The organism is Proteus sp. G2669 (assembly GCF_009915245.1).
In the GTDB taxonomy this organism is placed as follows: Bacteria; Pseudomonadota; Gammaproteobacteria; order Enterobacterales; family Enterobacteriaceae; genus Proteus.
In genome coordinates this window covers 1-25278 of sequence record NZ_JAABLX010000046.1, presented here as the reverse complement: position 1 = coordinate 25278, position 25278 = coordinate 1, and the positions used below count along the sequence as shown (strand labels likewise).

17 protein-coding genes and 1 pseudogene are annotated in these 25278 nt (G+C 38.8%); 10 read left to right on the top strand and 8 right to left on the bottom strand.

The genetic code is table 11. The features are described from left to right. Positions 1-466 precede the first annotated feature (466 nt). Positions 467-3133: a bifunctional acetaldehyde-CoA/alcohol dehydrogenase gene (gene adhE, locus GWI68_RS12510; protein WP_109407650.1), complete on the bottom strand. Its 2667-nt coding sequence runs from the start codon at positions 3131-3133 to the stop codon at positions 467-469. A 514-nt stretch (positions 3134-3647) separates the two neighbouring features. On the opposite strand from adhE, the gene GWI68_RS12505 reads away from it, so the two are divergent. Continuing rightward, positions 3648-4292 carry a YchE family NAAT transporter gene (locus tag GWI68_RS12505; RefSeq protein ID WP_109407649.1) on the top strand — a complete coding sequence of 215 codons (645 nt, stop codon included), beginning with the start codon at positions 3648-3650 and terminating at the stop codon, positions 4290-4292. An 81-nt stretch (positions 4293-4373) separates the two neighbouring features. Here the strand turns inward: GWI68_RS12505 and GWI68_RS12500 are convergent, their stop codons facing one another. From GWI68_RS12500 to GWI68_RS12480, 5 genes are all read right to left on the bottom strand, one after another. Further along, positions 4374-5087, bottom strand: a complete 714-nt coding sequence (locus GWI68_RS12500) for an ABC transporter ATP-binding protein (RefSeq protein ID WP_166540502.1) — start codon at positions 5085-5087, stop codon at positions 4374-4376. Beyond that, a complete protein-coding gene (locus GWI68_RS12495) occupies positions 5077-5913 on the bottom strand; it encodes an ABC transporter ATP-binding protein (protein WP_166540501.1) in 837 nt (278 codons plus the stop codon). Before GWI68_RS12495 ends, GWI68_RS12500 begins: the two co-directional genes overlap by 11 nt. Beyond that, a complete protein-coding gene (locus tag GWI68_RS12490) occupies positions 5906-6736 on the bottom strand; it encodes an ABC transporter permease (protein ID WP_109407646.1) in 831 nt (276 codons plus the stop codon). Before GWI68_RS12490 ends, GWI68_RS12495 begins: the two co-directional genes overlap by 8 nt. Further along, positions 6736-7779 (bottom strand): ABC transporter permease, encoded by a 1044-nt coding sequence (locus GWI68_RS12485; protein WP_109407645.1) that lies wholly within the window; start codon positions 7777-7779, stop codon positions 6736-6738. The genes GWI68_RS12490 and GWI68_RS12485 overlap by 1 nt, the downstream gene beginning before the upstream one ends. A gap of 76 nt (positions 7780-7855) precedes the next feature. Next, positions 7856-9421 carry an ABC transporter substrate-binding protein gene (locus tag GWI68_RS12480; RefSeq protein ID WP_166540500.1) on the bottom strand — a complete coding sequence of 522 codons (1566 nt, stop codon included), beginning with the start codon at positions 9419-9421 and terminating at the stop codon, positions 7856-7858. Between the two features lie 604 nt (positions 9422-10025). On the opposite strand from GWI68_RS12480, the gene nirB reads away from it, so the two are divergent. The 9 genes from nirB to oppF all read left to right on the top strand — a co-directional run bounded on the left by nirB (position 10026) and on the right by oppF (position 22439). Continuing rightward, complete coding sequence (gene nirB, locus GWI68_RS12475; protein ID WP_166540499.1) at positions 10026-12572, top strand: nitrite reductase large subunit NirB; 2547 nt, start codon at positions 10026-10028, stop codon at positions 12570-12572. After that, positions 12569-12904 (top strand): nitrite reductase small subunit NirD, encoded by a 336-nt coding sequence (gene nirD / locus GWI68_RS12470; RefSeq protein ID WP_166540498.1) that lies wholly within the window; start codon positions 12569-12571, stop codon positions 12902-12904. The genes nirB and nirD overlap by 4 nt, the downstream gene beginning before the upstream one ends. 23 nt (positions 12905-12927) lie before the next feature. Then, the gene (gene cysG / locus GWI68_RS12465) at positions 12928-14310 is read left to right on the top strand and encodes a siroheme synthase CysG (protein ID WP_166540497.1); all 1383 of its coding nucleotides are present in this window, start codon (positions 12928-12930) and stop codon (positions 14308-14310) included. A 654-nt stretch (positions 14311-14964) separates the two neighbouring features. Next, the gene (locus tag GWI68_RS12460) at positions 14965-16602 is read left to right on the top strand and encodes an ABC transporter substrate-binding protein (protein ID WP_166540496.1); all 1638 of its coding nucleotides are present in this window, start codon (positions 14965-14967) and stop codon (positions 16600-16602) included. A 272-nt stretch (positions 16603-16874) separates the two neighbouring features. Beyond that, a complete protein-coding gene (gene oppA, locus GWI68_RS12455; protein WP_099075552.1) occupies positions 16875-18512 on the top strand; it encodes an oligopeptide ABC transporter substrate-binding protein OppA in 1638 nt (545 codons plus the stop codon). Positions 18513-18590: 78 nt separating this feature from the next. Next, positions 18591-19511: an oligopeptide ABC transporter permease OppB gene (gene oppB, locus GWI68_RS12450; protein WP_166540495.1), complete on the top strand. Its 921-nt coding sequence runs from the start codon at positions 18591-18593 to the stop codon at positions 19509-19511. A gap of 18 nt (positions 19512-19529) precedes the next feature. Continuing rightward, entirely contained in the window at positions 19530-20438 is a 909-nt protein-coding gene (gene oppC / locus GWI68_RS12445; RefSeq protein ID WP_166540494.1) for an oligopeptide ABC transporter permease OppC, read from the top strand. A 10-nt stretch (positions 20439-20448) separates the two neighbouring features. Then, a complete protein-coding gene (locus GWI68_RS12440; protein WP_166540493.1) occupies positions 20449-21435 on the top strand; it encodes an ABC transporter ATP-binding protein in 987 nt (328 codons plus the stop codon). Continuing rightward, positions 21432-22439 carry a murein tripeptide/oligopeptide ABC transporter ATP binding protein OppF gene (oppF, locus tag GWI68_RS12435; protein WP_036936438.1) on the top strand — a complete coding sequence of 336 codons (1008 nt, stop codon included), beginning with the start codon at positions 21432-21434 and terminating at the stop codon, positions 22437-22439. The genes GWI68_RS12440 and oppF overlap by 4 nt, the downstream gene beginning before the upstream one ends. Before the next feature lie 94 nt (positions 22440-22533). Here the strand turns inward: oppF and GWI68_RS12430 are convergent, their stop codons facing one another. Together GWI68_RS12430 and GWI68_RS12425 are read right to left on the bottom strand one after the other, a co-directional pair. Then, the gene (locus GWI68_RS12430) at positions 22534-24732 is read right to left on the bottom strand and encodes a hypothetical protein (protein WP_166540492.1); all 2199 of its coding nucleotides are present in this window, start codon (positions 24730-24732) and stop codon (positions 22534-22536) included. Further along, positions 24732-25278 (bottom strand): annotated as a pseudogene (locus GWI68_RS12425) (hypothetical protein); the annotation flags it as partial. The pseudogene GWI68_RS12425 and the gene GWI68_RS12430, both read right to left, overlap by 1 nt.

The window sequence follows — 25278 nt, the reverse complement described above, 5'->3', positions numbered from 1 at the left end:
TGGTCTTAGTTTTAAAATATCTTTTTAGATCCATCCGATAAAGATAATTAGTTTAAAATAAAATTATTATGCTAACTAATGAAGAAGGTGAGGAGTTAGACGAGCGCTGTAACCTACACAGGCGGCTTTTTTTCGGATGGCTAATGCAAAGGGGTGGATGAAAAAGAAAATGGCTTAGCACTTCATTTAAAGCCATATAGGCTTAAACATCCAAAACCTTATTTTTAATAAAAAAATAATAGATGTTGGTTAAGGATAACTACTTATATTTTGTGGTTAAAAAATCGCTAAGTCACGATCAGTGGTAAAACAAAATTAAAAGGCCTGATCTCGATTGAATATCGAAATCAGGCCTTACAAGCCGTTTTATTAAAAGTGCCCAAATTTATAAGGGCACTTCATTAGCAGATTTTTATTAACAATAAATAATCGAATTTGAGGATCTGACTAACACAGAGTGTCTCGATTATTTTTTACTGCTTTTTTTAGCTGGTTTTGATTCTTCCTTTACTTCCACAACAGGATGTTCATTAAATTCACGACCGTAGTAAGAATCTAATAATAGTTGTTTCAGTTCAGAGATCAGTGGGTAACGTGGGTTAGCACCAGTACACTGATCATCAAATGCATCTTCAGATAACTTATCAATTCTTGCTAAGAAATCACTTTCTTGGACGCCTGCTTCACGAATAGAAGATGGAATACCTAATGAAGATTTCATTTCTTCTAACCATGCTAATAATTTTTCAATCTTAGCCGCAGTACGATCACCCGGTGCAGAAAGCTCTAAGTGGTCAGCAATTTCTGCATAGCGACGACGAGCTTGAGGGCGGTCGTATTGGCTAAATGCAGTCTGTTTTGTTGGGTTGTCATTTGCGTTATAACGAATAACGTTTGAAATTAATAACGCATTAGCTAAACCATGAGGAATATGGAATTCAGAGCCTAATTTATGCGCCATTGAGTGACAAACACCCAAGAATGCGTTTGCAAAAGCAATACCAGCAATAGTTGCCGCATTATGAACACGTTCACGAGCAACTGGGTTTTTAGCACCTTCATGATAACTTGCTGGCAGATATTCTTTCAGTAGTTTCAATGCTTGCAGTGCTTGTCCATCAGAATATTCGTTCGCTAATACAGAAACATAAGCTTCTAATGCGTGAGTCACTGCGTCTAAACCACCAAATGCACACAGTGATTTAGGCATATTCATAACAAGGTTTGCATCAACAATAGCCATATCAGGTGTTAATGCATAGTCTGCTAATGGGTATTTTTGACCAGTTTCGTCATCAGTTACTACCGCAAAAGGTGTTACTTCAGAGCCAGTACCCGATGTTGTGGTGATAGCAACCATTTGTGCTTTCACACCCATTTTTGGGAATTTGTAAATACGTTTACGGATATCCATAAAGCGTAGTGCTAATTCTTCGAAATGAGTTTCTGGGTGCTCATACATAACCCACATGATTTTTGCAGCATCCATTGGTGAACCACCACCTAATGCGATGATCACGTCAGGTTTAAAGCTGTTCATTTGTTCTGCGCCTTTACGCACAACACTCAATGTTGGATCGGCTTCAACTTCAAAGAAGACTTCTGTTTCAACACCAAATTTTTTCAGTACACGAGTTACTTCATCGACATAACCGTTATTGAATAAGAAACCGTCGGTTACGATAAAGGCGCGTTTTTTACCGTCACTCGCAATTTCTTCCAGTGCGATAGGTAAACAGCCACGGCGGAAGTAAATAGATTTAGGAAGTTTATGCCACAACATATTTTCTGCTCTTTTCGCCACGGTTTTAGTGTTGATAAGGTGTTTTGGCCCTACGTTTTCTGAAATGGAGTTACCACCCCATGAACCACAACCTAAGGTTAGAGAAGGAGCAAGTTTAAAGTTGTATAAGTCACCAATACCACCTTGAGATGCTGGAGTATTGATTAAGATACGAGATGTTTTCATTTTATCGCCAAAATAGGCAACATGTTCAGGGCAATTATCTTGGTCTGTATATAAGCAAGATGTATGACCGATACCACCCATTTCAACTAATTTTTCTGCTTTATGTACCGCATCTTCAAAAGTTTGAGCGTGGTACATTGCTAATAGTGGAGATAATTTCTCGTGAGCAAATGGTTCTGCTTCGGTTGTTTCTTTTACTTCACCAATTAAAATTTTGGTGTTTACAGGCACTTCAATGCCAGCCATTTCAGCAATTTTTGTTGCTGGCTGACCTACGATAGCCGCATTTAAGTTACCGTCTTTTAAGATGATATCTTGAACAGCTTTTAATTCTTTGCCTGTTAGCATATAACCGCCGTGAGTTGAGAAACGCTCACGAACTTGTTTATAGATGCTATCAACAACGATAACAGATTGTTCTGACGCACAAATTACGCCGTTATCGAAGGTTTTAGACATTAAGATTGATGCTACAGCACGTTTGATATCTGCTGAGTCATCAATAACAACTGGTGTATTACCCGCACCGACACCGATAGCAGGTTTACCTGAACTATATGCTGCTTTAACCATGCCTGGACCACCTGTTGCTAAGATCAGGTTGATATCTTCATGGTGCATTAATGCGTTAGAGAGGGCGACTGATGGCTCATCAATCCAACCAATAATGTCTTTTGGCGCACCCGCAGCGATAGCTGCATTTAAAACGATTTCTGCAGCGCGATTTGTTGCTTCTTTAGCGCGTGGGTGTGGCGAGAAAATAATACCGTTACGTGTTTTTAAGCTAATTAATGCTTTAAAAATCGCAGTAGAAGTTGGGTTAGTGGTCGGTACAATACCGCAAATGATACCAATAGGTTCAGCGATAGTCATTGTGCCGTAAGTCAGATCTTCAGATAAGATCCCACAGGTTTTTTCATCTTTATATGCATTGTAGATATATTCGGAAGCAAAGTGGTTTTTAATTACTTTATCTTCAACGATACCCATGCCAGATTCTTTCACAGCCAATTTTGCCAGAGGAATACGGGCGTCAGCGGCAGCTAATGCAGCAGCGCGGAAAATTGCATCAACTTGTTCTTGAGAGAAGTTAGCAAATTCACGTTGAGCTTTTTTTACACGAGCAACCAAATCATTGAGTTCAGTAACGTTAGTTACAGACATAAAGAGACTCCTGATAAAATGTTAAATTTTTTAAGCAAATTAGCCGTTTTGATCATCATTAATAAGAATAGTCTAGATAGATGACATCGTACTTATTTCAGTAATAATAATTAGAGGCCCTAATTTGCTTAAAAAACTTAAAAAAAACAACAATAAACATAAATATATTTTTAAAGTTACTCTCTTTTTTCGAATGATAACAGCTTACCATCTTTCTAATTAATTAACGTGATATATATCACAAAATTGATAAGCTGACACCTTTCAGCAAGGTATTAAATGAGAATGAGAAGCATATGTAAAAAATCATCAACGATTTTTTTGTCGTACCCAATATTTCGATATAAAATTAAACCACTAGGTTTTTATCAGATTGCAAGAGAATATTTTAGGTAAAAACTTGTTAACTAATAGAATTAACTGGTTTATTGATTTAAAGTAACGCGGATTTTTTAGAGTTACTCTATCTTTTATAGAATAATTCGCATGTTTATTAGCCAAGAAGGGGCTTTTCATGGGGTCACTGCTGGATTTATCCGGTTATATTAAGTTTTTTGTGGGTCTTTTTGCGATTGTAAACCCAATTGGTATTTTGCCTGTTTTTATTAGTATGACGAGTTATCAAACGGATGCGGGGCGAAACAGAACAAACTTAATTGCAAATGGCTCCGTTGCAATTATTTTGGTTTCATCTCTGTTAATTGGTGATTCTATACTGAGTATTTTCGGTATTTCTATCGACTCGTTTCGTATAGCAGGAGGGATGCTGATTGTTACAATTGCCATGACCATGATAAATGGGCGTTTAGGGGAAGATAAACAAAACAATCAAGAACGAAACGAATCCGCCGTACGTAATAGTGTTGCTGTTGTGCCTCTAGCGTTACCATTAATGGCAGGGCCTGGGGCAATTAGTTCTTGTATTGTGTGGAGTTCTCGCTGGGAAGGCTTTACTAACTTTTTAGGATTAGCTGCAACCAGTATCTTTTTTGCATTTTGCTGTTGGTTGCTTTTTCGTAGTGCAACACTGTTAGTGAAATACTTGGGACAAACGGGAATTAACGTGGTAACCCGTATAATGGGATTATTATTAATGTCTTTAGGTATTGAGTTTATTGTGACCGGTTTGCGTTCTATTTTTCCGGGCTTATTAGTTTAAATATCGTCAACACAGTCGCATTTTTAAAAATCGCAGTATTTTTTGAATACTGCGATTTTTTATTGCATCACTTCTTCTATGTTAATCAAGACGATGAATTCCTTTTGATAACGCATCTCTATCATAGTGTTGAGTCAATTCGCCATTTTCCATTAATGCGGCTCTATCAGACATATGAGCAATCACATCGGCATCATGACTCACTAATAAATAAGTCATATTATGCTGTTTTTTTAGAGTATTAAGCAGATTTAAGATCTCGGCTTGTACTGACATATCCAATGCTGAAGTTGGTTCATCTAATAATAACAATTGAGGTTGTAGCAAAAGGGCTCTTGCAATGGCAACTCGTTGGCGTTGCCCACCAGAGAGTTGATGAGGATAACGACTTGCCACATCCGCAGATAAGCCGACTTGAGCTAATGCCTGTTCAATTGTGCTGTTATCAAAAGAAATTTGATGAATTTTCAAAGGCTCAGAAAAAGCACGCTCAATACGGTGTTGGGGATGTAAAGAGGCATAGGGATCTTGAAATACCATCTGCACATTACGGCGCAATGCGCCTTGAAAACGTTGTTGTGGTTTAATGGTTTGCCCTAAAAGTGACATGTCACCTTGCCAATGGGGCAATAATCCAGCAATGACACGTAAAACAGTCGATTTTCCACAACCAGAACGACCTATCAAGCTAAAGGTTTCACCTTGTTGGACATGTAAGTTGATCCCTTTTACAACATGCTTTGCTTGTTTGCCTTGCTCAAATTGAACATGTAAATCATGAATATCAATTAGCATGATGCTGCCCCTTGAAATTAAGCGTCCTATCTAATACTGGCAATTGCGTGCCATAAGTGCTTGCATTAGGTCTACATGTCCAAAGTGTACGCGTATAAGGATGTGTGGCTGTCGGTAATGCTTTCGCATTGAGTTCATCCACTTGTTCGCCTTGGTACATCACCATGACTCGTTCACAGTATTCAGCAACGAGAGGCAAATCATGGCTAATGAGTAGTAGACCCATCTTACGCAGCTCACATTGAGTGGTAATCAGTTCAAGAATTTGATGGCGTAATTGGGCATCAAGGGCTGATGTTGGTTCATCGGCAATTAAAATTGTTGGGTTATTAATTAGTGCAATAGCAATCATTGCCCGTTGTCCCATTCCTCCTGACAATTCACCGGGATAGCGGTAAATACTCTGCTCAGGAAAGCCAACAGACAACAGCATTTCGATAATCAATTGACGCCTATCTTGGCGTGAAAGTGTTTGATGGCGTTTTACCGTCTCTTCCACTTGCTGATAAATGGTTTTTACTGGATTTAATGCGTAACGGGGATCTTGCAATACCATCGAAATAGTATTACCTCGAGTGTTATTCCATTGGCGCGATGAAAAATTCAATAGATTATTTCCCATTAAATTGAGTTGCTCTGCGCTAACTTTTCCTGGTTGACGTACAAGTCCCATTAATGCGCGGGCTGTCATTGATTTTCCAGAGCCTGATTCACCCACCACGGCTAAACGCTCTTGGCCTAAAGTGAAAGAGACGTTATTAACCACTCTTGCCGTTGGATAATCTATGCAGAGTTTTTTCACTTCAATTAAAGGTGTTTTATTCATGGGTATCTCCCAATATATCCCGAAGCCCATCACCTAATAAATTAAAGGCGAGACTACTGATCAAAATTGCTGTACCCGGAATAGCGGCTACCCACCATTGGTCAAAAATAACGGGCATACCTTCTGCTATCATTGCTCCCCATTCAGCCATAGGAGGGCGAGCACCTAATCCAAGAAAACCCAGACCTGCGGCAGCAAGAATAATCACCGCCAAATTAAGGGCTAAACGCACAATGGCTGATGGTAAGCATAGAGGTAAAATATGTCCCCATAAAAGTCGAACACCTTTTATACCCATCATCTCAGCCGCTGCAAGGTAATCACTATTGCGCAAATGTTGAATTTCACTGCGAGATTGTCGTGCATAAGCAGGCCATGCTGTTAAAGCCAGTGCTAATGCTCCATTAAGAAGGCCAGGGCCTAACATTGCTACAAAGGCAAAAGCTAGGATCAATGAAGGCATTGACATCACAACGTCAGTGAATCGCATTAAAATACGTTCAGTCCATCCACCGTAATAACCCGATAAAATCCCGATCAACAACCCTAATGGTAAGGTGATAATAGCCACCAATCCCACCAAACCTAGCATTGGGCGTGTGCCATAAATAATACGGGAAAGGATATCTCGCCCATAATTATCTGTACCTAACCAGTGTTCAGCGTTGGGTGCTAATAAGCGTTGGGCTGCATGTTGCCAATTTGGATCGTAAGGGGCTAACCAAGGTGCAAAAATAGCAATAATCAACAGTAAAATAAGCAACGATAAACCGATAAATGCGGAAGGCGAACGCGCTATTTTTCTTAAAAATGAAGGTGACATTAGCGGAGCCTCGGATCAGTCAAACGAATAACGATATCGGTCATATTATTAATAAAGACAAAGCATAAACCGATAATTAAAGTACCGCCCATAATGGCTGTGGTATCACCCGCAAAAAGTGCAGTTGTAAGATATCGACCAATTCCCGGCCAAGAAAAGACCGTTTCTGTTAATACCGCACCTTCTAACATACCAGTATAAGACAGGGCGATTATGGTCAGTAATACACCACGAATATTGGGTAATACGTGATAAAAAAGAATACGTAACTCACCAATACCTTTTGCTCTTGCTAAGGTGACATACTCTTTATTCATTTCGTTTAAACAGGCAGAACGAGTTAAACGAGTAATAGAGGCAAGGGCAAAATAAGCTAACAGAGAAACGGGCAAAATAAGATGTGATAACGCGTTAAAAAAGGCATCTTTATCACCCGCTAATAAGGTATCGATTAACGCAAAGCCTGTTACAGGTTCAATCGTAAATTGATAAATATCGTCTAATCGTCCAGGGCCTGCTGTCCATTGCAGTGTGGCATAGAAAATTAATAACAAAATTAAACCTAGCCAGAAAATAGGAACAGAGCTACCTAATAGCGTCAAAATGCGTAAAACAAAATCGAGAGGTGTACCGACAAAACGAGCACATAATACACCAAATAAAATGCCTAAACTGGTACCAATAATCAATGCAACTGTTGCTAACTCTAGAGTGGCGGGGAAAGTCGACAATAAATCATCAAGAACGGGTTGACCCGTTGATGTCGCTGTTCCCAAATGCCCTTGTAATAACGCTTCTACATAGTGAAAAAACTGCATATAGAGAGGTAAATCCAGCCCCAATTCATGTTTGACTTGGTTATAGGTTTCGAGGCTCGCATGATCACCAACAATTTGCAGAACAGGATCAACAGGGGAAAGAGCAGAAAGCGTGAAAGTAATTACAAGAAGTCCAAAAATCGTGAGTACTAATGTCAATATTCCTTGAGCAAAAGTAATTAACTGACCTTTTAGACGAATAGGTAACGTCATAGCAGTATTCATACAGCAATAGCCTAGTGAAATGGCAAAAAATAGACCATCCACAATAGCATGACTGTGGATGGTTTCAGGAAAAATATTACTTAGTTACTTTGTCATAATAAACCATATCTGCATTTAGGCCTTGGGCATAACCTTTAACATTATCGCGCATAACGATTTGGTTTTTACCTTGGTCGATAAACACATAAGGTGAACTACGTTGTAACTCTCTTTGCATTTCAGTATAGAGTGATTGACGTTTTGTTTTGTCTGCTTCATTTAGTGCAGCCAATGTTTGTTGGCTTAGTTCAGGGATTTTCCAACCATTTAACCAAGCAACAGTATTGGATTGTCCATCGTTATAAGCAAAGGCACTCGCATTTGAATGCGCATCAAAATAGTCTGGGATCCAAAAACGGATCGCAGCTTGGTGTTGTTTAGCGCGTACGCGGCTATACACCTGGCTACCTGCCGCTGGTAATAAATCAACTTGTACACCTGCTTGAGCAAAGCTTGCCTGAATGGATTGCGCCACCGTAATGTAAGGTACTTTGTTCTCAACATCCAATGTAAAGCGAGCATTGGTAATGCCTGCTTTGGCTAAAATTGCCTTCGCTTTTTCGGGATCAAAGGTGAATGGATTATTTTTTAATGCACCCGGTAAACCTACTGGCAAAAAGCTTTGGTGAATAAAATACTGACCACGCATTAGATCTTCAGTAATGCCTTTGTAGTCAACTAAATAACGAGACGCTTCCCAAAATGCGGGGTTACTAAGTGCAGGGTTTCCGCTGGCGGTATTAAAAGCCATATAAACTTGTTCTGCGGAAGGAATATCTAAGATTTGAATACCGGCTTTGCCAGCCAGTGCCGCGGTTTGGTCAGTACCCAGTTCGCGTGCGATATCTGCATCGCCTTTCTCAATCAGTAAACGACGTGATGCTGGATCAGGTACGTTTTTAATAATGATATTCGCCATTTTAGGCGCGCCAGTTGGTGAGAGAGGGTTAGCTTCTAACACAATCGCTTGACGAGGTTGATAAGCACGCATTTTGTATGCGCCACTTCCTGCTGAGTTCATTTTCAGCCAGCTATTTCCAAAGTCATTATTTTTAATATGAGCAGAAACCAGCTTTTCATCAACGATAGAAGCAATCGGGGTTGAGAGGATATTTAGCACAACATCAGGGCTAACATCGGCGGTCCAACGCACTTCTAATTCATTATCACTGACTTTTTTCAGCAGTGAATTAATGTTATCTGTTTTCCAACCTAAGACATTTAAAATAAAGGCAGGTGATTTATTCATGGTGATCGCACGCTGATAAGAGAAGATAATATCTTCAGGGCGAACGGTGTTACCAGATGCAAATTTTGCATCAGGTTTAATTTTAAATACGATAGATTTTTGTTCAGGATTGGCTTGCCAGCTTTCAACTAAAATCGGTTCATTAATCTCAGGATTATCACGATTAGGTTGAACAATACGCTGATATAAGCTAGGTACAGTTTGAATACTAGACAGTTCATTACTTTCGGCGGGATCAAGGCTGACAATATCATCAAGCCCTTGTACCACAATTAATGTATTCGCGGGTGTTGCTGCAAATGCTGGTACGGAAAGGGCACCCACAACGAATAATGATAATAATTTTGCTTTCATGAGACGCTCCCTGAAACGGTGTAGCTAAAGTCGTTATGTCAATAACTTATTAGAGCGTGTTAGCCTTTTATGGTCAATTTTTATTCGAATTAAAAGCATTTTAGGCAAGGCGATAAACACTAGCCTAGTGAACTAAGCTAGTGTTTATCAACGCAGAATAAAATGAGTAAAACGTCTTTTAATCGAACCTGTAAGGCAGCTTTCAACACTTGTTTTTATCTTAAGTGGACATTGTTAATGGCAATCAATGTCCATACTCGTTGAGTCGTTTGCTTTACTCGGTTTTCTTGCTGTAAAAATAAGCAAAAAAGGTTAACACGCTCTAATTATTATTACTTTGTGAAATTAACTTAGGCAAAACGTGACCGATGCGCAAAGTTTTAATTACGCTTACATATAACGCTTGGTTATAAGCAACCAAGATTAATTATGGTAGAAGAATAATTAACCGCAAGAAGATGAGAATTAAATACTCCTTTAGTAGTAACTCGTTGACTATTAAGTTGTAGTAGCTGAATTGATTAAGCTATGTTTGATATTCATCAATATTCCTTATGAGTGGTTTCGTATTTTAGCCTTAGAAATCTTTAAATCTGAGGCAAAAATGAGCAAGAAAACACTCGCAATCATCGGTAATGGTATGGTGGGACACCGTTATATCGAAAAGCTGATTGATAAAGGTGGCAATGAAGAATTTGATATTGTCGTCTTTTGTGAAGAACCTCGCGTTGCATATGATAGAGTCCATCTCTCCTCTTATTTTTCTCATCACACTGCTGAAGAGCTCTCTTTAGTTAAACAAGGATATTATGAGAAACACCAAATAGAAGTATTAATTGGTGAACGAGTAATAACCATCAATCGTGAAGAAAAAGTGGTACACACCAATACAGGGCGTTGTGTTAGTTACGATAAGTTAGTGATGGCAACTGGCTCTTATCCGTGGGTTCCTCCAATTAAGGGAAATAACTCACCGGATTGCTTTGTCTATCGAACTATTGAAGATTTAAATGCTATCGGATCTTGCGCACGCATTAGTCGTAAAGGCGCAGTAATTGGTGGAGGACTTTTAGGTTTAGAAGCCGCTGGTGCGCTAAAAAGTTTAGGTATCGAAACTCATGTTATTGAATTTGCACCAACCTTAATGGCGGAACAACTTGATACATTAGGTGGGGAGCAACTTAAGCGAAAAATAGAGCGTATGGGGGTAAAAGTGCATACCTCTAAAAACACACAAGAAATATTATCGACAGGCGAAAGTGCACGAAAAACACTGCAATTTGCCGATGGTACTTCTCTTGAAGTTGATTTTATTGTGTTTTCCACAGGTATTCGTCCGAAAGATAAACTGGCTCGTCAATGTGATTTAGACATTGCCCCAAGAGGAGGCATTGTTATTAATGATTACTGCCAAACAACAGATCCTGATATTTATGCCATTGGTGAATGTGCATCTTGGCAAAATAAAACCTTCGGTTTAGTAGCGCCGGGCTACAAAATGGCACAAGTTGCCGTTGATAATTTATTAGGTCATCACTCTGTCTTTCAAGGAGCCGATTTAAGTGCAAAATTAAAACTTCTCGGTGTCGATGTTGGCGGTATTGGTGATGCTCATGGGCAACAAGCAGGGTGTCGTAGCTATATTTATTTGGACGAAGGCAAAGAAATTTATAAACGCCTGATCGTGAGTGAAGATAATAAATACTTATTAGGGGCGGTATTAGTGGGAGATACTGAAGATTATGGCAATCTTCTACAGTTGTCACTCAATACTATTGAATTACCAGAACACCCAGATAGCTTAATTTTACCAGCACATGCAGGAAGTAAACCTGCAATCGGAGTTGATTCCTTACCTGAAACAGCGCAAATCTGCTCTTGTTTTGACGTTACAAAAGGCGACATTATTCAAGCAATTGAACGAGGTTGTCATACAGTTGCTGCCATTAAAGCGGAAACTAAAGCAGGTACAGGGTGTGGTGGTTGTATTCCTCTTGTGACTCAAGTCTTAAATGCAGAATTAGCCAAACAAGGTATTGAAGTTAATCACCATCTTTGTGAACATTTCCACTATTCTCGCCAAGAGCTTTATCATCTTATTCGTGTAGAAGGACTAAAAAGTTTTGATGAGCTGCTGAAAAAACATGGCCAAGGCTATGGTTGTGAAGTGTGTAAACCTACAGTGGGTTCATTGCTTGCCTCATGTTGGAATGAGTATATCTTGCGTGATGATTTAGTTTCTTTGCAAGATACTAACGATAACTTTCTCGCGAATATGCAAAAAGATGGGACTTATTCCATTATTCCTCGCTCTCCTGGTGGTGAAATTACCCCCACTGGTATTATCGCTATTGGGCAAATCGCTCAAGAATACAATTTGTATACCAAAATTACTGGCTCGCAACGAATGGCAATGTTCGGTGCGCACAAACAGGATTTACCTGCCATTTGGGAAAAATTAATTGCAGCCGGTTTTGAGACAGGCCATGCCTACGCGAAAGCATTGCGTATGGTAAAAACGTGTGTAGGTAGCAGTTGGTGTCGTTTTGGTGTTGGCGACAGTGTTGGTTTGGGGGTTGCGTTAGAGCATCGTTATAAAGGTATTAGAACACCTCATAAGATGAAATTTGGTGTCTCAGGCTGTACCCGTGAATGTTCTGAAGCACAAGGCAAAGATGTCGGTATTATCGCCACCGACAAAGGCTGGAACCTCTATTTCGGTGGAAATGGTGGCATGAAACCACGCCACGGAGATCTCTTTGCATCGGATCTTGATGAAGAAACCTTAGTACATTATATCGACCGCTTTATGATGTTTTATATTCGCACGGCAGATAAGTTACAACGAACGTCAGTATGGCTAGATAATTTAGAAGGGGGTATTGAATATTTACGTGATGTCATTATTCACGACAAGTTAGGCTTAAACACACAGTTAGAAAAAGAGCTGAAAGCCTTACAAGAACGGGTTGCTTGTGAATGGAAAGAAACGGTTGATTCTCCAAAAGCATTAAAACGTTTTGCCCACTTTATTAATAATTCAATGCCTGATCCGACAGTGCAAACGGTAAAAGAACGATTTCAACATCGTCCAGCACGTTTACATGAACGTATTGATATCAAATTGGTCACTGAGGAGGCGCAATCATGAGCCAATGGATAGCGGTTTGCCAAATAGATGATATTACACCGGGAACGGGTGTTTGTGCGCTGGTGGAGCAAGATCACGTTGCCATTTTTCGCCCTTATTCTGATGCGCGTTTATATGCGTTAAGTAATATCGATCCCTTTGCACATTCTAGTGTTCTATCTCGAGGAATAATTGCTGAACATGAAAACGAGTTGTATATCGTTAGTCCACTAAAAAAACAGCATTTTCGTTTAACGGATGGTTTTTGTCTTGAAGATAAGAATTTCTCGATCACTCATTTTGATGTCAAGGTTGAAGGTAACACCGTTAGCGTACGTAGCCGTAATGGATAATCTCAATAAATAGGGGAATGAATATGGATTACTTTCCAATATTCTGTCAGCTTAAAGATAAACCTTGTTTATTAGTGGGAGGCGGTGAGATTGCTGAACGTAAAGCCAGATTGCTTATGGAGGCAGGCGCTGATCTTTCTGTCATCGCTCTTTCGTTTACAAGTCAGTTTATGCAATGGCACACCGAGCAAAAACTAAACTGTGTCACAGGGCTATTTACGGCTGATCATCTGTCTGGTAAATGGCTTATTATTGCAGCGACAAATAGCGAGCAAGTGAATCAACAGGTTTTCCAAATAGCAACAGAAAAACAGATATTTTGTAATGTGGTTGATTCACCAGAGCAAGCCAGCTTTATTATGCCATCTGTCATAGATCGCTCTCCTATTATGGTGGCAATTTCATCGGGCGGAAAAGCACCTGTACTCGCTCGTATTTTGCGAGAAAAAATTGAGCAACTTCTCCCTAATTATTTAGGTGCGTTAGCACAACTTGCCGGAAAATTACGTGAGCAAATAAAACAGCGTTTTTCATCGATGAATGCCAGACGTTATTTTTGGGAGCAATTTTTTGCAGATAAATCATTACAAGCCGAAATAGAAGCGCAAAGAGACGACGGTATCCAGCAATGTATTAGCGCACTGTTATCTGAAAATAAACAACCTCAAGGCAGTGTTGTTTTAGTCGGCGCAGGGCCGGGTGATGCTGGGCTAATGACGATTAAAGGTTTACAGCAGTGTCAGCAAGCTGATGTCATAGTTTACGATAGATTAGTGTCTGATGAGATTATGGCTCTTGTTCGTAGAGATGCACAACGTATTTATGTTGGTAAGCAAGCAGGTTTTCACTGTGTTCCTCAAGATGAGATCAACCAAATTTTAATCAAAGAAGCTACCGCAGGAAAACGAGTAGTGAGATTAAAAGGAGGTGATCCCTTTATTTTTGGTCGAGGCAGTGAAGAGTTAGAAGCTTTAATTGAACACCGTATTCCATTCTCAGTGATCCCCGGTATTACGGCAGCATCAGGCTGTACAACTTATGCAGGTATTCCTTTAACGCATCGAGATTATGCGCAAAGCGTCCGTTTTATTACAGGACATGGTAAAGGGTTAAATGAAGCTCAGTGGCAATGTATTGCGCAAAAGAATCAAACATTGGTTTTTTACATGGGATTGAGTAAAGCTCATTACATTCAGCAAATGCTACTCAGTCAAAACATGTGTGCGACGATGCCTGTTGCTATTATCGAAAAAGGAACATTAACAGCACAAAAAGTGATTGTTGGGCAATTACATCAACTAGCACAGATGGCAGAAACAATGGAAAGTCCAGCGCTGATTATTGTGGGAGAAGTCGTCAAATTGAATGAGAAGCTACAATGGTTTCAATCAAAATCGGCTAACTAGCTGAAAAAATTTGAAGGTGTCGTTATAAAATAAAAAACCTCTTTAATATTACATATGTATATTAAAGAGGTTTTTTTCATCTAATACATAGAAACGGAAATGAAAATATTTTTTATTTTTATTTCAATTAAACATTTAGATTAAATTTTAAAAATAAACAATAAAAGTGAATATTTAATAATCTATAAATATTTTTAAATTAGAATTATTATTCAGTCTAAAGATGAATTTATTGTTATTTATAATTAATTTCAAAAAGAAATTCTTTACAAACGAAGCATCATAAAGTTCTGCGAGTCGGTTAAAACCCATCCTAATTATATTAATTTTGTGAGCTAAGTAGGTTTTCTATCTATAAAACTTGCATGATGTTAATTTAATGTTTATTTGTTGTTTTGCCTCTCTCGATATGTATTTTTTATTTTCTCAAGATAGAACGCTAGAGGGCTCAATAAAGTTAAGTGATAAGAATACCGCATTAATTGACAAAATTTACGATAAGTGTAAAAAAGAAGGGTGTTGTTATCATTTTTTATCTCGTTAATATCAGCAAATATCTAAGAGCCACAAATATTACAATCAAAATTTAACAACGATACCTAACGTTAATTGAGCGACCCCGCTATAAATTATTGTTTATTAGGAGAGGTACCCATGAAAAATAAAGTTACGTTAAAAACAGTGTTTCCACTCAGTATTATGTCACTTGTCTTAACCTCCTTTTTTTCTCATGCCGTCACTCTTCCTGAAGGCACTATTCTGGCAAAGCAACAAAATATTGTAATTAATAACGGAACTGAAGTTTCATCTCTTGATCCGCATAAAGTAGAAGGCGCACCAGAAACTAATATTATTTTAAATTTATTAGAAGGGCTGACTTATGTTGGACCGAATGGTGAAAGTATGCCGGGCGTTGCACAACGCTGGGAAACAGATGATAACAAGGTGTGGACATTCTATTTGCGAGAAGATGCAAAATGGAGTGATGGTTCTCCAGTTACTGCTGAAGATTTTGTTTATAGCTGGCGTCGAGTCGTAGATCCTAAAACCGGTTCACCTTATGCCAGTTATCTCGAATATGCTTATGTTGAAAATATTACAGATATTCTTAGTGGCAAAAAATCCCCTGAAACATTAGGTGTGAAAGCGATAGATCCTCACACTTTGCAAGTCAATTTAACCAAACCAATTCCTTATTTAATCGATATGGTCAGTCACACACCGTTGAAACCCGTTAAAAAAGAGATTGTTGAAAAATATGGCGTGAATTGGACTCGCCCAGAAAACTTTGTTGGCAATGGTGCTTATGTTATTGAAAATTGGGTTGTGAATGAAAAAGTGACTTTAAAGCGTAATCCACTTTATTGGGATAATAAAAATACCATTATAGAGCAAGCCACATTTTTGCCAATTAGCTCAGAAACTAGCGATATTAACCGTTATCGTAGTGGTGAAATTGATATTACTAACAGCGCTATTCCTCCAGTTCTTTATAAAAAAATGAAGCAAGAACAGCCTGATAATTTACACGTTACACCTTATCTATGTACCTTTTATTATGAACTCAATAATAAAAAAGCCCCTTTTGATGACGCCCGCGTTCGGGAAGCTGTGAAATTAACACTTGATAGGCAAGTAATTGCCGAAAAAATAATGGGGCAAGGGCAAATCCCTGCTTACTCTTTTACACCCTCTTTTATTGGTAATGGTAATTTTAAGCCACCTAAATGGGCATATTGGACACAACAACAACGTAATGAAAGGGCGCGAGAGTTATTAAAAGAAGCCGGGTTTGATAGTAAAAATCCGCTGACTTTTACATTGCTTTACAACACATCAGATCAAAATAAACAGCAAGCTATTGCAGCCGCATCAATGTGGAAGAAAAGTATTGGCGCTAATGTCACGTTACAAAATCAAGAATGGAAAACGGCGCTAGAAAATCGTAATCAGGGCAATTACCAAGTTGCGAGAGCAACATGGTGTGCAGATTACAATGAACCAACTTCATTTTTAAACTCATTTCTTTCTAAAAGTAGCCTAAATACGGTCTTTTATGAAAATAAAACCTATGACGACACATTAAATAATGCACTACTTGCACTCGATAATGGTGCTCGTCATCAACTCTATCAACGTGCTGAAGCCTTGCTAGATAAGGATTCAGCGATAGTACCTGTTTATTATCGCGTCAGTGTTAGATTAGTCAGTCCAAAAGTAGGTGGATTTACAGGCAAAGACCCCTTTGATTATACGGACTTAAAGCGCTATTTTATAAAGGTAGATAACTAAAACTGGTAAATTATCGGTATTCTATAGTTATGTGCGATTTAAATGATTAAAAGTGACATTAACTGTAGTAAAAAATAAAAAAGCTACACAAAAAAAGATAACGGCATAAAAAAATTATAATGTTATCAGGCAATTAAGCACTGATGGCAATTAAGTAAGTTTGATTTATTTTTTGTAAAAACAATAAGTTGTGTAAACCGTTCTAAAACACAACTGAACATCACAGAATGGTTGTCTAACAACCAACTCACTAACTGGGAGTATTTTATAAGATGAGTAATTTAACTAAAAAGAGTGCGTTGGCGATTGCAATAAGCGCAATCTTTGGATTGTCAGCGCTAACAGCTAACGCTGCGGTTGTTCCAGATGGGGTGAAATTAGCTGAAAAACAAGTGCTTGTACGTAATAATGGTTCTGAACCACAATCGCTTGATCCTCATAAAATCGAAGGTGTGCCCGAATCTGCATTAGCTCGTGATCTTTTCGAAGGTGTGACAATAGTTGGCCCAGATGGCGAAATTTTACCAGGTTCAGCAACTAGCTGGGAAAATAAAGATTTCACCGTTTGGACATTCAAAATTCGTGAAGGCGCTAAATGGTCAAATGGTGAGCCTGTTACAGCACAAGATTTCGTTTATAGCTGGCAACGTTTAGCTGATCCTAATACTGCATCTCCTTATGAAAGCTATCTACAATATGCACATATCGTGAATATCGACGATATTATTGCGGGTAAGAAAAAAGCCACAGAATTAGGTGTTAAGGCATTAGATAACAATACATTAGAAATTACTTTATCTGAAGCAGTGCCTTATTTACCAAAATTATTAGCTCACTCCTCCATGTCGCCAGTTAACCAAAAAGTGATTGAAAAATTTGGCGAAAAATGGACACAGCCAGCTAACTTCGTCGGCAACGGCGCTTATAATTTGAAAGACTGGACAGTCAACGAACGTATTGTTTTAGAGCGTAGCCCAACATATTGGGATAACAAAAGTACCGTTATTGATAAAGTTACGTTCCTACCTATCTCATCAGAAGTCACCGACGTAAACCGCTATCGTGCGGGTGAAATCGACATGACATATAGCAATTTACCGATCGAACTTTTCCAAAAACTGAAAAAAGAGATCCCAGATGAATTGCGCATAAGTCCATATTTATGTACTTATTATTATGAAATTAATAATGAGAAAGCACCGTTTAACGATCCGCGTGTTCGTGAAGCACTTAAGCTTTCAATGGATAGAGATATCATCACTTATAAAGTAAAAAACCAAGGTGATATCCCAGCTTATGGCTTTACCCCTCCATTTACTGACGGCATTAAAGAGAGTAAACCAGAGTGGTTTGCGACTTGGACTCAAGAACAACGTAATGAAAAAGCACGTCAATTGTTAGAAGAGGCGGGCTATAACAAAGCCAATCCACTGAAATTTAAACTGCTGTACAACACTTCTGATCTTCACAAAAAAGTAGCCATTGCTGCCTCTTCAATTTGGAAGAAAAACTTAGGTGCAGATGTATCTCTTGAAAACCAAGAATGGAAGACGTTCTTAGATACTCGTCACCAAGGAACTTATGATGTTGCTCGTGCCGGTTGGTGTGCAGATTATAATGAACCTTCTTCATTCCTGAACATGATGCTGTCTTACAGCAGTAACAACACTGTTCACTATAAAAACACAGAATTTGACGCATTGATCAAAGAGTCTTTACGTGTGAAATCTGATGATGAACGTGCCGCTATTTATCAAAAAGCTGAAGGTGTATTAGATAAAGATTCGGCTATCGTTCCACTTTACTACTATGTAAACACCCGCTTAGTGAAACCTTATGTTGGGGGTTATTCAGGTAAAGATCCATTAGATAATTTACATACTAAAGATTTGTATATTATTGCTAAGTAATCGGGCGAGGCCTTGTCTTTTTAAGGCAAGGTCTTTTTATCGTCACGCCTGAATAGGTTTGTGTTATAGGAACGGGCAATGCTCAAATTTATTTTTCGTCGCTTTCTGGAAGCGATACCGACTCTATTTATTCTAATAACGATTTCGTTCTTTATGATGCGCTTAGCGCCGGGTAGCCCTTTTACGGGTGAAAGAAAACTCCCGCCTGAGGTAATGGCAAATATTGAAGCGAAATACCATTTAAACGATCCCATTTATAAGCAATATTTCGATTATTTAATTCAGTTATCGAAAGGGGATTTAGGGCCTTCTTTTAAATATAAAGACTACAGTGTAAACACCTTAGTCGGTAAAGCATTCCCTGTTTCAGCTAAATTAGGGCTGTCGGCATTTATTTTTGCCGTAATTTTAGGTGTGGGGGCAGGCGTGATAGCGGCACTGAATCAGAACACCAAATGGGATTATACCGTCATGACTTTTGCCATGACGGGGGTTGTAATACCGAGTTTTGTTGTCGCACCACTGTTAGTGCTCATTTTCGCTATTACCTTAAGGTGGTTACCAGCTGGAGGTTGGAATGGTGGCGCGGTGCAATATATGTTGTTGCCAATGATTGCATTATCACTTTCTTACATTGCTAGCATCTCGCGTATTACCCGTAGTTCAATGATTGAAGTATTACACTCAAACTTTATCAGAACGGCAAAAGCGAAAGGTTTGCCGATGAGAAGAATTGTACTACGTCATGCTTTAAAACCTGCGTTGCTACCTGTTATCTCTTATATGGGACCTGCATTCGTCGGTATTATTACGGGCTCAATGGTGATTGAAACCATCTTTGGATTGCCGGGTATCGGACAACTTTTCGTTAATGGCGCTTTAAACCGAGATTACTCACTAGTATTAAGTTTGACCATTATCGTAGGTGCATTAACGATTTTCTTTAATGCAATTGTCGATATTTTATATGCTGTTATTGATCCGAAAATTCGTTATTAATAGACACTGGAGCGCGTTATGTTATCACTGAAGGAAAACAGCGAAGCTCTGGGGAATTTCTCGGAGCAGCTAGATATTGAAGGTCGTAGTTTATGGCAAGATGCTCGTCGTCGTTTTATGCACAATAAAGCTGCGATCACGAGTCTTGTGTTACTTTTCTTTATTTTATTATTTGTTATTTTTGCCCCAATGTTATCGCCATTTGTTTATGACGATACAGATTGGGAAATGATGTCGATGGCACCTGATTTTGCCTCTTCTCACTATTTTGGCACTGACTCATCAGGCCGTGACTTATTAGTACGGGTTGCGATTGGTGGTCGTATTTCATTAATGGTTGGTATTGCGGCAGCCTTTGTTGCGGTCATTGTTGGCACACTTTATGGCGCAATGGCGGGTTATATTGGTGGGCGTGTTGATTCAATTATGATGCGCTTACTCGAAATATTAAACTCATTCCCATTTATGTTCTTTGTTATCTTACTGGTGACATTTTTTGGTCAAAATATCTTACTGATTTTTGTTGCGATTGGGATGGTATCTTGGCTCGATATGGCGCGTATTGTAAGAGGACAAACCTTAAGTCTAAAACGCAAAGAATTTATTGAAGCGGCATTAGTCTGTGGCGTGTCATCACGCAATATTGTGTTAAGACATATTGTGCCTAACGTATTAGGTGTGGTGGTGGTTTATGCCTCTCTATTAGTGCCTAGTATGATTTTATTTGAATCCTTCTTAAGCTTCTTAGGTTTAGGAACACAAGAGCCATTAAGTAGTTGGGGCGCACTATTAAGTGATGGTGCAAACTCAATGGAAGTTTCTCCTTGGTTGATACTTTTCCCGGCTGCATTTTTAGTTATCACACTGTTTTGTTTTAACTTTATCGGTGATGGCTTACGTGATGCATTAGACCCGAAAGATCGTTAAGGAGAACAAAATGATAAATACAACAAACAAGTCGTTATTAAGTGTTAAAGATCTCAGCGTCACTTTTGGTACCGCAGATGGTGATGTCACTGCCGTTAATAAGCTGAACTTTGAATTATCAGCAGGTGAAACCTTAGGAATTGTTGGTGAATCGGGTTCAGGTAAATCGCAAACAGCATTCGCATTGATGGGATTATTAGCGAAAAATGGCCGTACAGCAGGTAGTGCCAATTTTAATGGCCGTGAGATCTTAAATCTTCGCCAAAGTGAATTAAATAAAATGCGCGCTGAAGAAATATCCATGATATTTCAAGATCCAATGACCTCATTAAATCCCTATATGAAAGTGGGCGCGCAGCTGATTGAAGTATTAATGCTACATAAAGGCATGAGTAAAAATGATGCTTATGCGGAATCTGTGCGTATGTTAGATGCCGTAAAAATGCCTGAAGCGCATAAACGAATGAGTATGTACCCTCATGAATTTTCAGGCGGGATGCGTCAACGTGTCATGATTGCAATGGCATTGCTGTGTAAGCCTAAACTGTTAATTGCAGATGAACCAACAACAGCACTTGATGTGACGGTTCAAGCACAAATCATGACACTGTTAAATGAGCTTAAAAATGATTTAAACACTGCAATTATTATGATCACCCATGACTTAGGGGTTGTTGCAGGGATTTGCGATAAAGTATTGGTAATGTATGCAGGGCGTACTATGGAGTACGGGAAAGCGCGTGATATCTTCTATCAACCCTCACACCCTTATTCTATTGGCTTGCTACAAGCCGTTCCGCGTTTAGACGGTGAAGATGAGCGACTAGCGACCATTCCGGGTAATCCTCCTAACTTATTGCGTTTACCAAAAGGTTGCCCATTCCAACCACGCTGTCAGTATGCAACAGAGCAATGTTTGTCGAATGAGCCTGAATTAGCGCAATTTGCACAAGGGCGATTACGAGCCTGTTTTAAAGCGGTGGAGGAATTGGTATGACGCAGGCCACATTACAAGATAGAAAAGTTATTCTTGAAGTGAATGACTTAAAGGTTTATTTCGATGTTCAAGATAATAAGCAGTGGTTTTGGAAAGCGAAAAAAAGTCTAAAAGCTGTCGACGGTGTCACACTGCGCCTATATGAAGGTGAAACCCTTGGTGTTGTTGGTGAATCTGGTTGTGGTAAATCGACGTTTGCGCGTGCCATTATTGGTTTAGTCAAAGCCTCTGGTGGAACTGTCTCATGGTTAGGTAATGATTTACTGGGAATGGGGAATAAGCAATGGCGAGATATTCGCCAAGACATTCAGATGATTTTCCAAGATCCGCTGGCTTCCTTAAACCCAAGAATGACGATTGGCGATATCATTGCTGAACCATTAAAAACTTATCACCCTAAAATGAAACAGGCACAGGTGGTTGAAAAAGTGAAAGCAATGATGATGCGGGTTGGATTATTGCCAAACTTAATTAACCGTTATCCTCATGAATTCTCAGGTGGGCAATGTCAGCGTATTGGTATTGCGCGTGCGTTAATTTTAGAACCAAAATTAGTGATTTGTGATGAACCTGTTTCAGCATTAGACGTATCAATTCAGGCTCAAGTAGTGAACTTGCTGAAAGATATTCAAAAAGAGATGGGATTATCTTTGATCTTTATTGCGCATGATCTGGCAGTGGTAAAACATATTTCCGATCGTGTGTTGGTGATGTATTTAGGACACGCGGTGGAATTAGGGACTTATGATGAAGTTTATCATCATCCATTACACCCTTATACCAAAGCGCTGATGTCAGCAGTGCCTATTCCTGATCCCGATAAAGAGCGTAACAAGCATATTGATTTATTAGAGGGGGAATTACCTTCTCCGATTAATCCACCATCAGGCTGTATATTCCGTACACGTTGTCCGATGGCTGATGAAGAATGTGCAAAAACACGTCCTTTATTAGAAGGGAGCTTCCGCCACGCAGTCTCTTGCTTAAAAGTGGATCCGCTTTAATGTAATCAATAAGTATTGATAAGAGAAGAAGTCCGTTTGAATAAATTCAAGCGGACTTCTTATTTTTAAGATTTAGAATATTGAGCATTTATTGTTATTTTTTCTTTAACGGGTTTTCGATGATATCTGGCATTTTTGGTAAATCTAATTCACCTTTTTCCATATAGATATCTAAGCCACTTAGCCAATCCGCATATTTTCTTAACTCATCCATCTTTTCTGGGCTTCTGCCTATTTCACAATAACCTATAGGTAAATCATAAGTGACTACGCGACGAAGAAACAGTGAATTTCTTGGTAATGTACCATGGTCGGTAGGGCGTTGATTATATTCACGAATACGAGTTCTCATCTCTTCTACGGTTTCATATTTCTTGGTGGCATTTCTATCTTGTGGGTCCAGCAATACATTACCTTGGAGTACTTTTCTCTCTTCTGGGGTGAGTTCAACCCAAATACGATGTTGATAAGAATAGAGATCTTTATAGAAATAATATTCTGCATCTTTGGGGCTATAGATATCTAATTCATCATCATAAATAATTTGTCCATAACCTTCACCTAAAGGGATCCCCTTTTTCTGCGTATCCGTATTGGTATCAGTTTCTGTTTTTTTATCTTTTACCGCATAATCTTCATCAAACGTTGCTAATTCTTCTGCGGCAATCGGATTGGGTACTTCAGGGGCATTAATATTTAATGAAATATTAGCAGAAGGCTCAGGCCATGCGAAGCCTTCTAATGTTTTGGTATTGCTGTCCCAAAAAATATCACCATCACTGAATCGTCTATTTGCATCAGTAAATATAGTTTTTGGATTAGGTTTTCCACCACAAGGCGTATTACGCGCTAACATTCTGATATAAGGCGGTTGTTCTAGATTGAACAGAGGATGATGCGTGGTTTGTCCTTTTTGAGTGATATTAGGAAGTGGACACCAACCAATACTTTGTAAAGGTGATGAACCCATTACACGGTCATGTGGGTTACAATAAATATAAAATTGCCCATGATTATCTCTTTCTTTAATAAATTCACCTTTAGTGAATTTTTCTTTATTTATTTCGATATTTTTTTTATTTTCTTTATTCTCGTTATCTCTAATATCAAGCTTATTTCCTTTATATATTATTACATCAGGAGTCCAACTTTTTTTATCTTCACTTTCCCCAACAACTAGACTTGAATATCCACAAGGCGATCCCTTTAATCGATTTTTATTCTTTGCGATTTTATCAATAATTTCTTTTAGGGTTGCTTCTCGATGGGCTTCATTAATGTTTTCATTGTAAACATAAGAGTAACTATTTAAGAAATTATCTTTTGTGGCATAGGGAGAATTTAAAACAAAGAGGCTATCAGGGGCTTCAATCGCTGCCGCTGCTAACGCTATCATCGTGCCTTGGCTGTGTGAAATAACAGTGACAGTATCATAGGGGTTGTTTTCACGTATTTTTTTGACTAAATTAGCTAAGCGTTTTACGGCATGGGCATAATAGCGGCGAGGGGGGGATTTTGTTAATAGTCGGTCTGATTCAGGGTTAAAGGCCTGTACATTATAAGGAATAGGCATTGGGATCACCGTCCATAACATCGCGAGATTGCTAAAGCCATACTCACTCCATAAACTGACTAAATTATTACATCCATTTTGAAATGGTCCTCCACCCCAGAAAAAAGGGCCTTTATGTTTAATTTTTTCATTAATAAAGAGACGTTTTTTACGGTAAGGCAGGGAATGGTATTCTTGTACAATATTGTATTTTTTTATATCTTCGGGTGTCCAATATTTTTCATCTTTATGACTGTATTCAGGATTAAGTATTTCATTAACTAAGCGGTGATAGCTTTCTCCTGCTTTATTTTTTAGTGGAATACAGTATTGACCTAAATCATCATCCGTTGCACGGTATCCCCAGTAAAAACGGATCACGGGGGAATTACCTAATTCAGTTAATGTTCGAATAGGCTCTTCATAAATATAATGGCTATTATCATAATTTTTTTCATCTAAGATAAATTTAGGTTGGTAATATTTATTCCTTTCCAACTCGTAAGCTGTACCAGTAAGATTTAGTCTTTCATTAAGCCCCTTGCAAAGTTCTCGTTCAGCATCTTCATACCATTCCCCTTCTGAATTAACCCCATGAACAAAAATAATAATCCCAGGTAAATGAGGTTTCACATGAATTTCTCCACCAATATTGGCAGCATGAGTGATAGAACGCCATTCTTGACTGCCATCAAGGCACTCTTTAGGTTTTAGCCAACGAGTTGGATTATTGTTGCTCATCATTTTTCCGCCTGTGAAATAGGGTAAATAGAAGGGGCACTGCAATCAAAACGGGTTTGTCCTGATGGAGTTTTTAGTGTTGGAGAGGGAGATTCTTTATCCCCAACACTGCTATGAACATAATTAGAATCGGTAGGATCAAAATAAAATTTTCGCCACCAAGGTTTAGCTAATTCATCATTAGCTTCTCGGCGACTGACAGCAGTTTCCCCTAAATAAAATCCCTCATCGGTGACGATAATATCGAAAAAAGAAGAGTAGTAACCGGGATAATCAGTATTGCCACCAAACCCGCCATTTGTGGGTCTAAAGGTTTTGCCACCATCAAGGGTAACAAGAATAACGTTAACACAACCTGTTTTTGTTCCTGCACAACGACTGGTCACACGACTCAATACTCCCGGAAAAGCAAAAGCATCATCGCGTTCGGTTGCCCAGATTAAGCGCCCTTGATAACGGCAAGCTGAAGCTCGGATAATTTCCTGATGTATTCCTTTTTGAGTATTGTTGTAATAAGTCGAGCCACTGCGCCTTTCGTTATATTTT

Excerpts from the sequence above, each read along its gene's own strand:
- nirB (WP_166540499.1), top strand. The coding sequence starts at position 10,026 with ATGAGCAAGAAAACACTCGCAATCATCGGTAATGGTATGGTGGGACAC.
- oppA (WP_099075552.1), top strand. The coding sequence starts at position 16,875 with ATGAGTAATTTAACTAAAAAGAGTGCGTTGGCGATTGCAATAAGCGCA.
- GWI68_RS12440 (WP_166540493.1), top strand. The coding sequence starts at position 20,449 with ATGATAAATACAACAAACAAGTCGTTATTAAGTGTTAAAGATCTCAGC.
- oppC (WP_166540494.1), top strand. The coding sequence starts at position 19,530 with ATGTTATCACTGAAGGAAAACAGCGAAGCTCTGGGGAATTTCTCGGAG.
- GWI68_RS12495 (WP_166540501.1), bottom strand. The coding sequence starts at position 5,913 with ATGAATAAAACACCTTTAATTGAAGTGAAAAAACTCTGCATAGATTAT.
- oppB (WP_166540495.1), top strand. The coding sequence starts at position 18,591 with ATGCTCAAATTTATTTTTCGTCGCTTTCTGGAAGCGATACCGACTCTA.
- nirD (WP_166540498.1), top strand. The coding sequence starts at position 12,569 with ATGAGCCAATGGATAGCGGTTTGCCAAATAGATGATATTACACCGGGA.
- GWI68_RS12430 (WP_166540492.1), bottom strand. The coding sequence starts at position 24,732 with ATGAGCAACAATAATCCAACTCGTTGGCTAAAACCTAAAGAGTGCCTT.
- adhE (WP_109407650.1), bottom strand. The coding sequence starts at position 3,133 with ATGTCTGTAACTAACGTTACTGAACTCAATGATTTGGTTGCTCGTGTA.
- GWI68_RS12480 (WP_166540500.1), bottom strand. The coding sequence starts at position 9,421 with ATGAAAGCAAAATTATTATCATTATTCGTTGTGGGTGCCCTTTCCGTA.
- cysG (WP_166540497.1), top strand. The coding sequence starts at position 12,928 with ATGGATTACTTTCCAATATTCTGTCAGCTTAAAGATAAACCTTGTTTA.
- GWI68_RS12505 (WP_109407649.1), top strand. The coding sequence starts at position 3,648 with ATGGGGTCACTGCTGGATTTATCCGGTTATATTAAGTTTTTTGTGGGT.
- GWI68_RS12500 (WP_166540502.1), bottom strand. The coding sequence starts at position 5,087 with ATGCTAATTGATATTCATGATTTACATGTTCAATTTGAGCAAGGCAAA.
- GWI68_RS12460 (WP_166540496.1), top strand. The coding sequence starts at position 14,965 with ATGAAAAATAAAGTTACGTTAAAAACAGTGTTTCCACTCAGTATTATG.
- GWI68_RS12490 (WP_109407646.1), bottom strand. The coding sequence starts at position 6,736 with ATGTCACCTTCATTTTTAAGAAAAATAGCGCGTTCGCCTTCCGCATTT.
- GWI68_RS12485 (WP_109407645.1), bottom strand. The coding sequence starts at position 7,779 with ATGAATACTGCTATGACGTTACCTATTCGTCTAAAAGGTCAGTTAATT.
- oppF (WP_036936438.1), top strand. The coding sequence starts at position 21,432 with ATGACGCAGGCCACATTACAAGATAGAAAAGTTATTCTTGAAGTGAAT.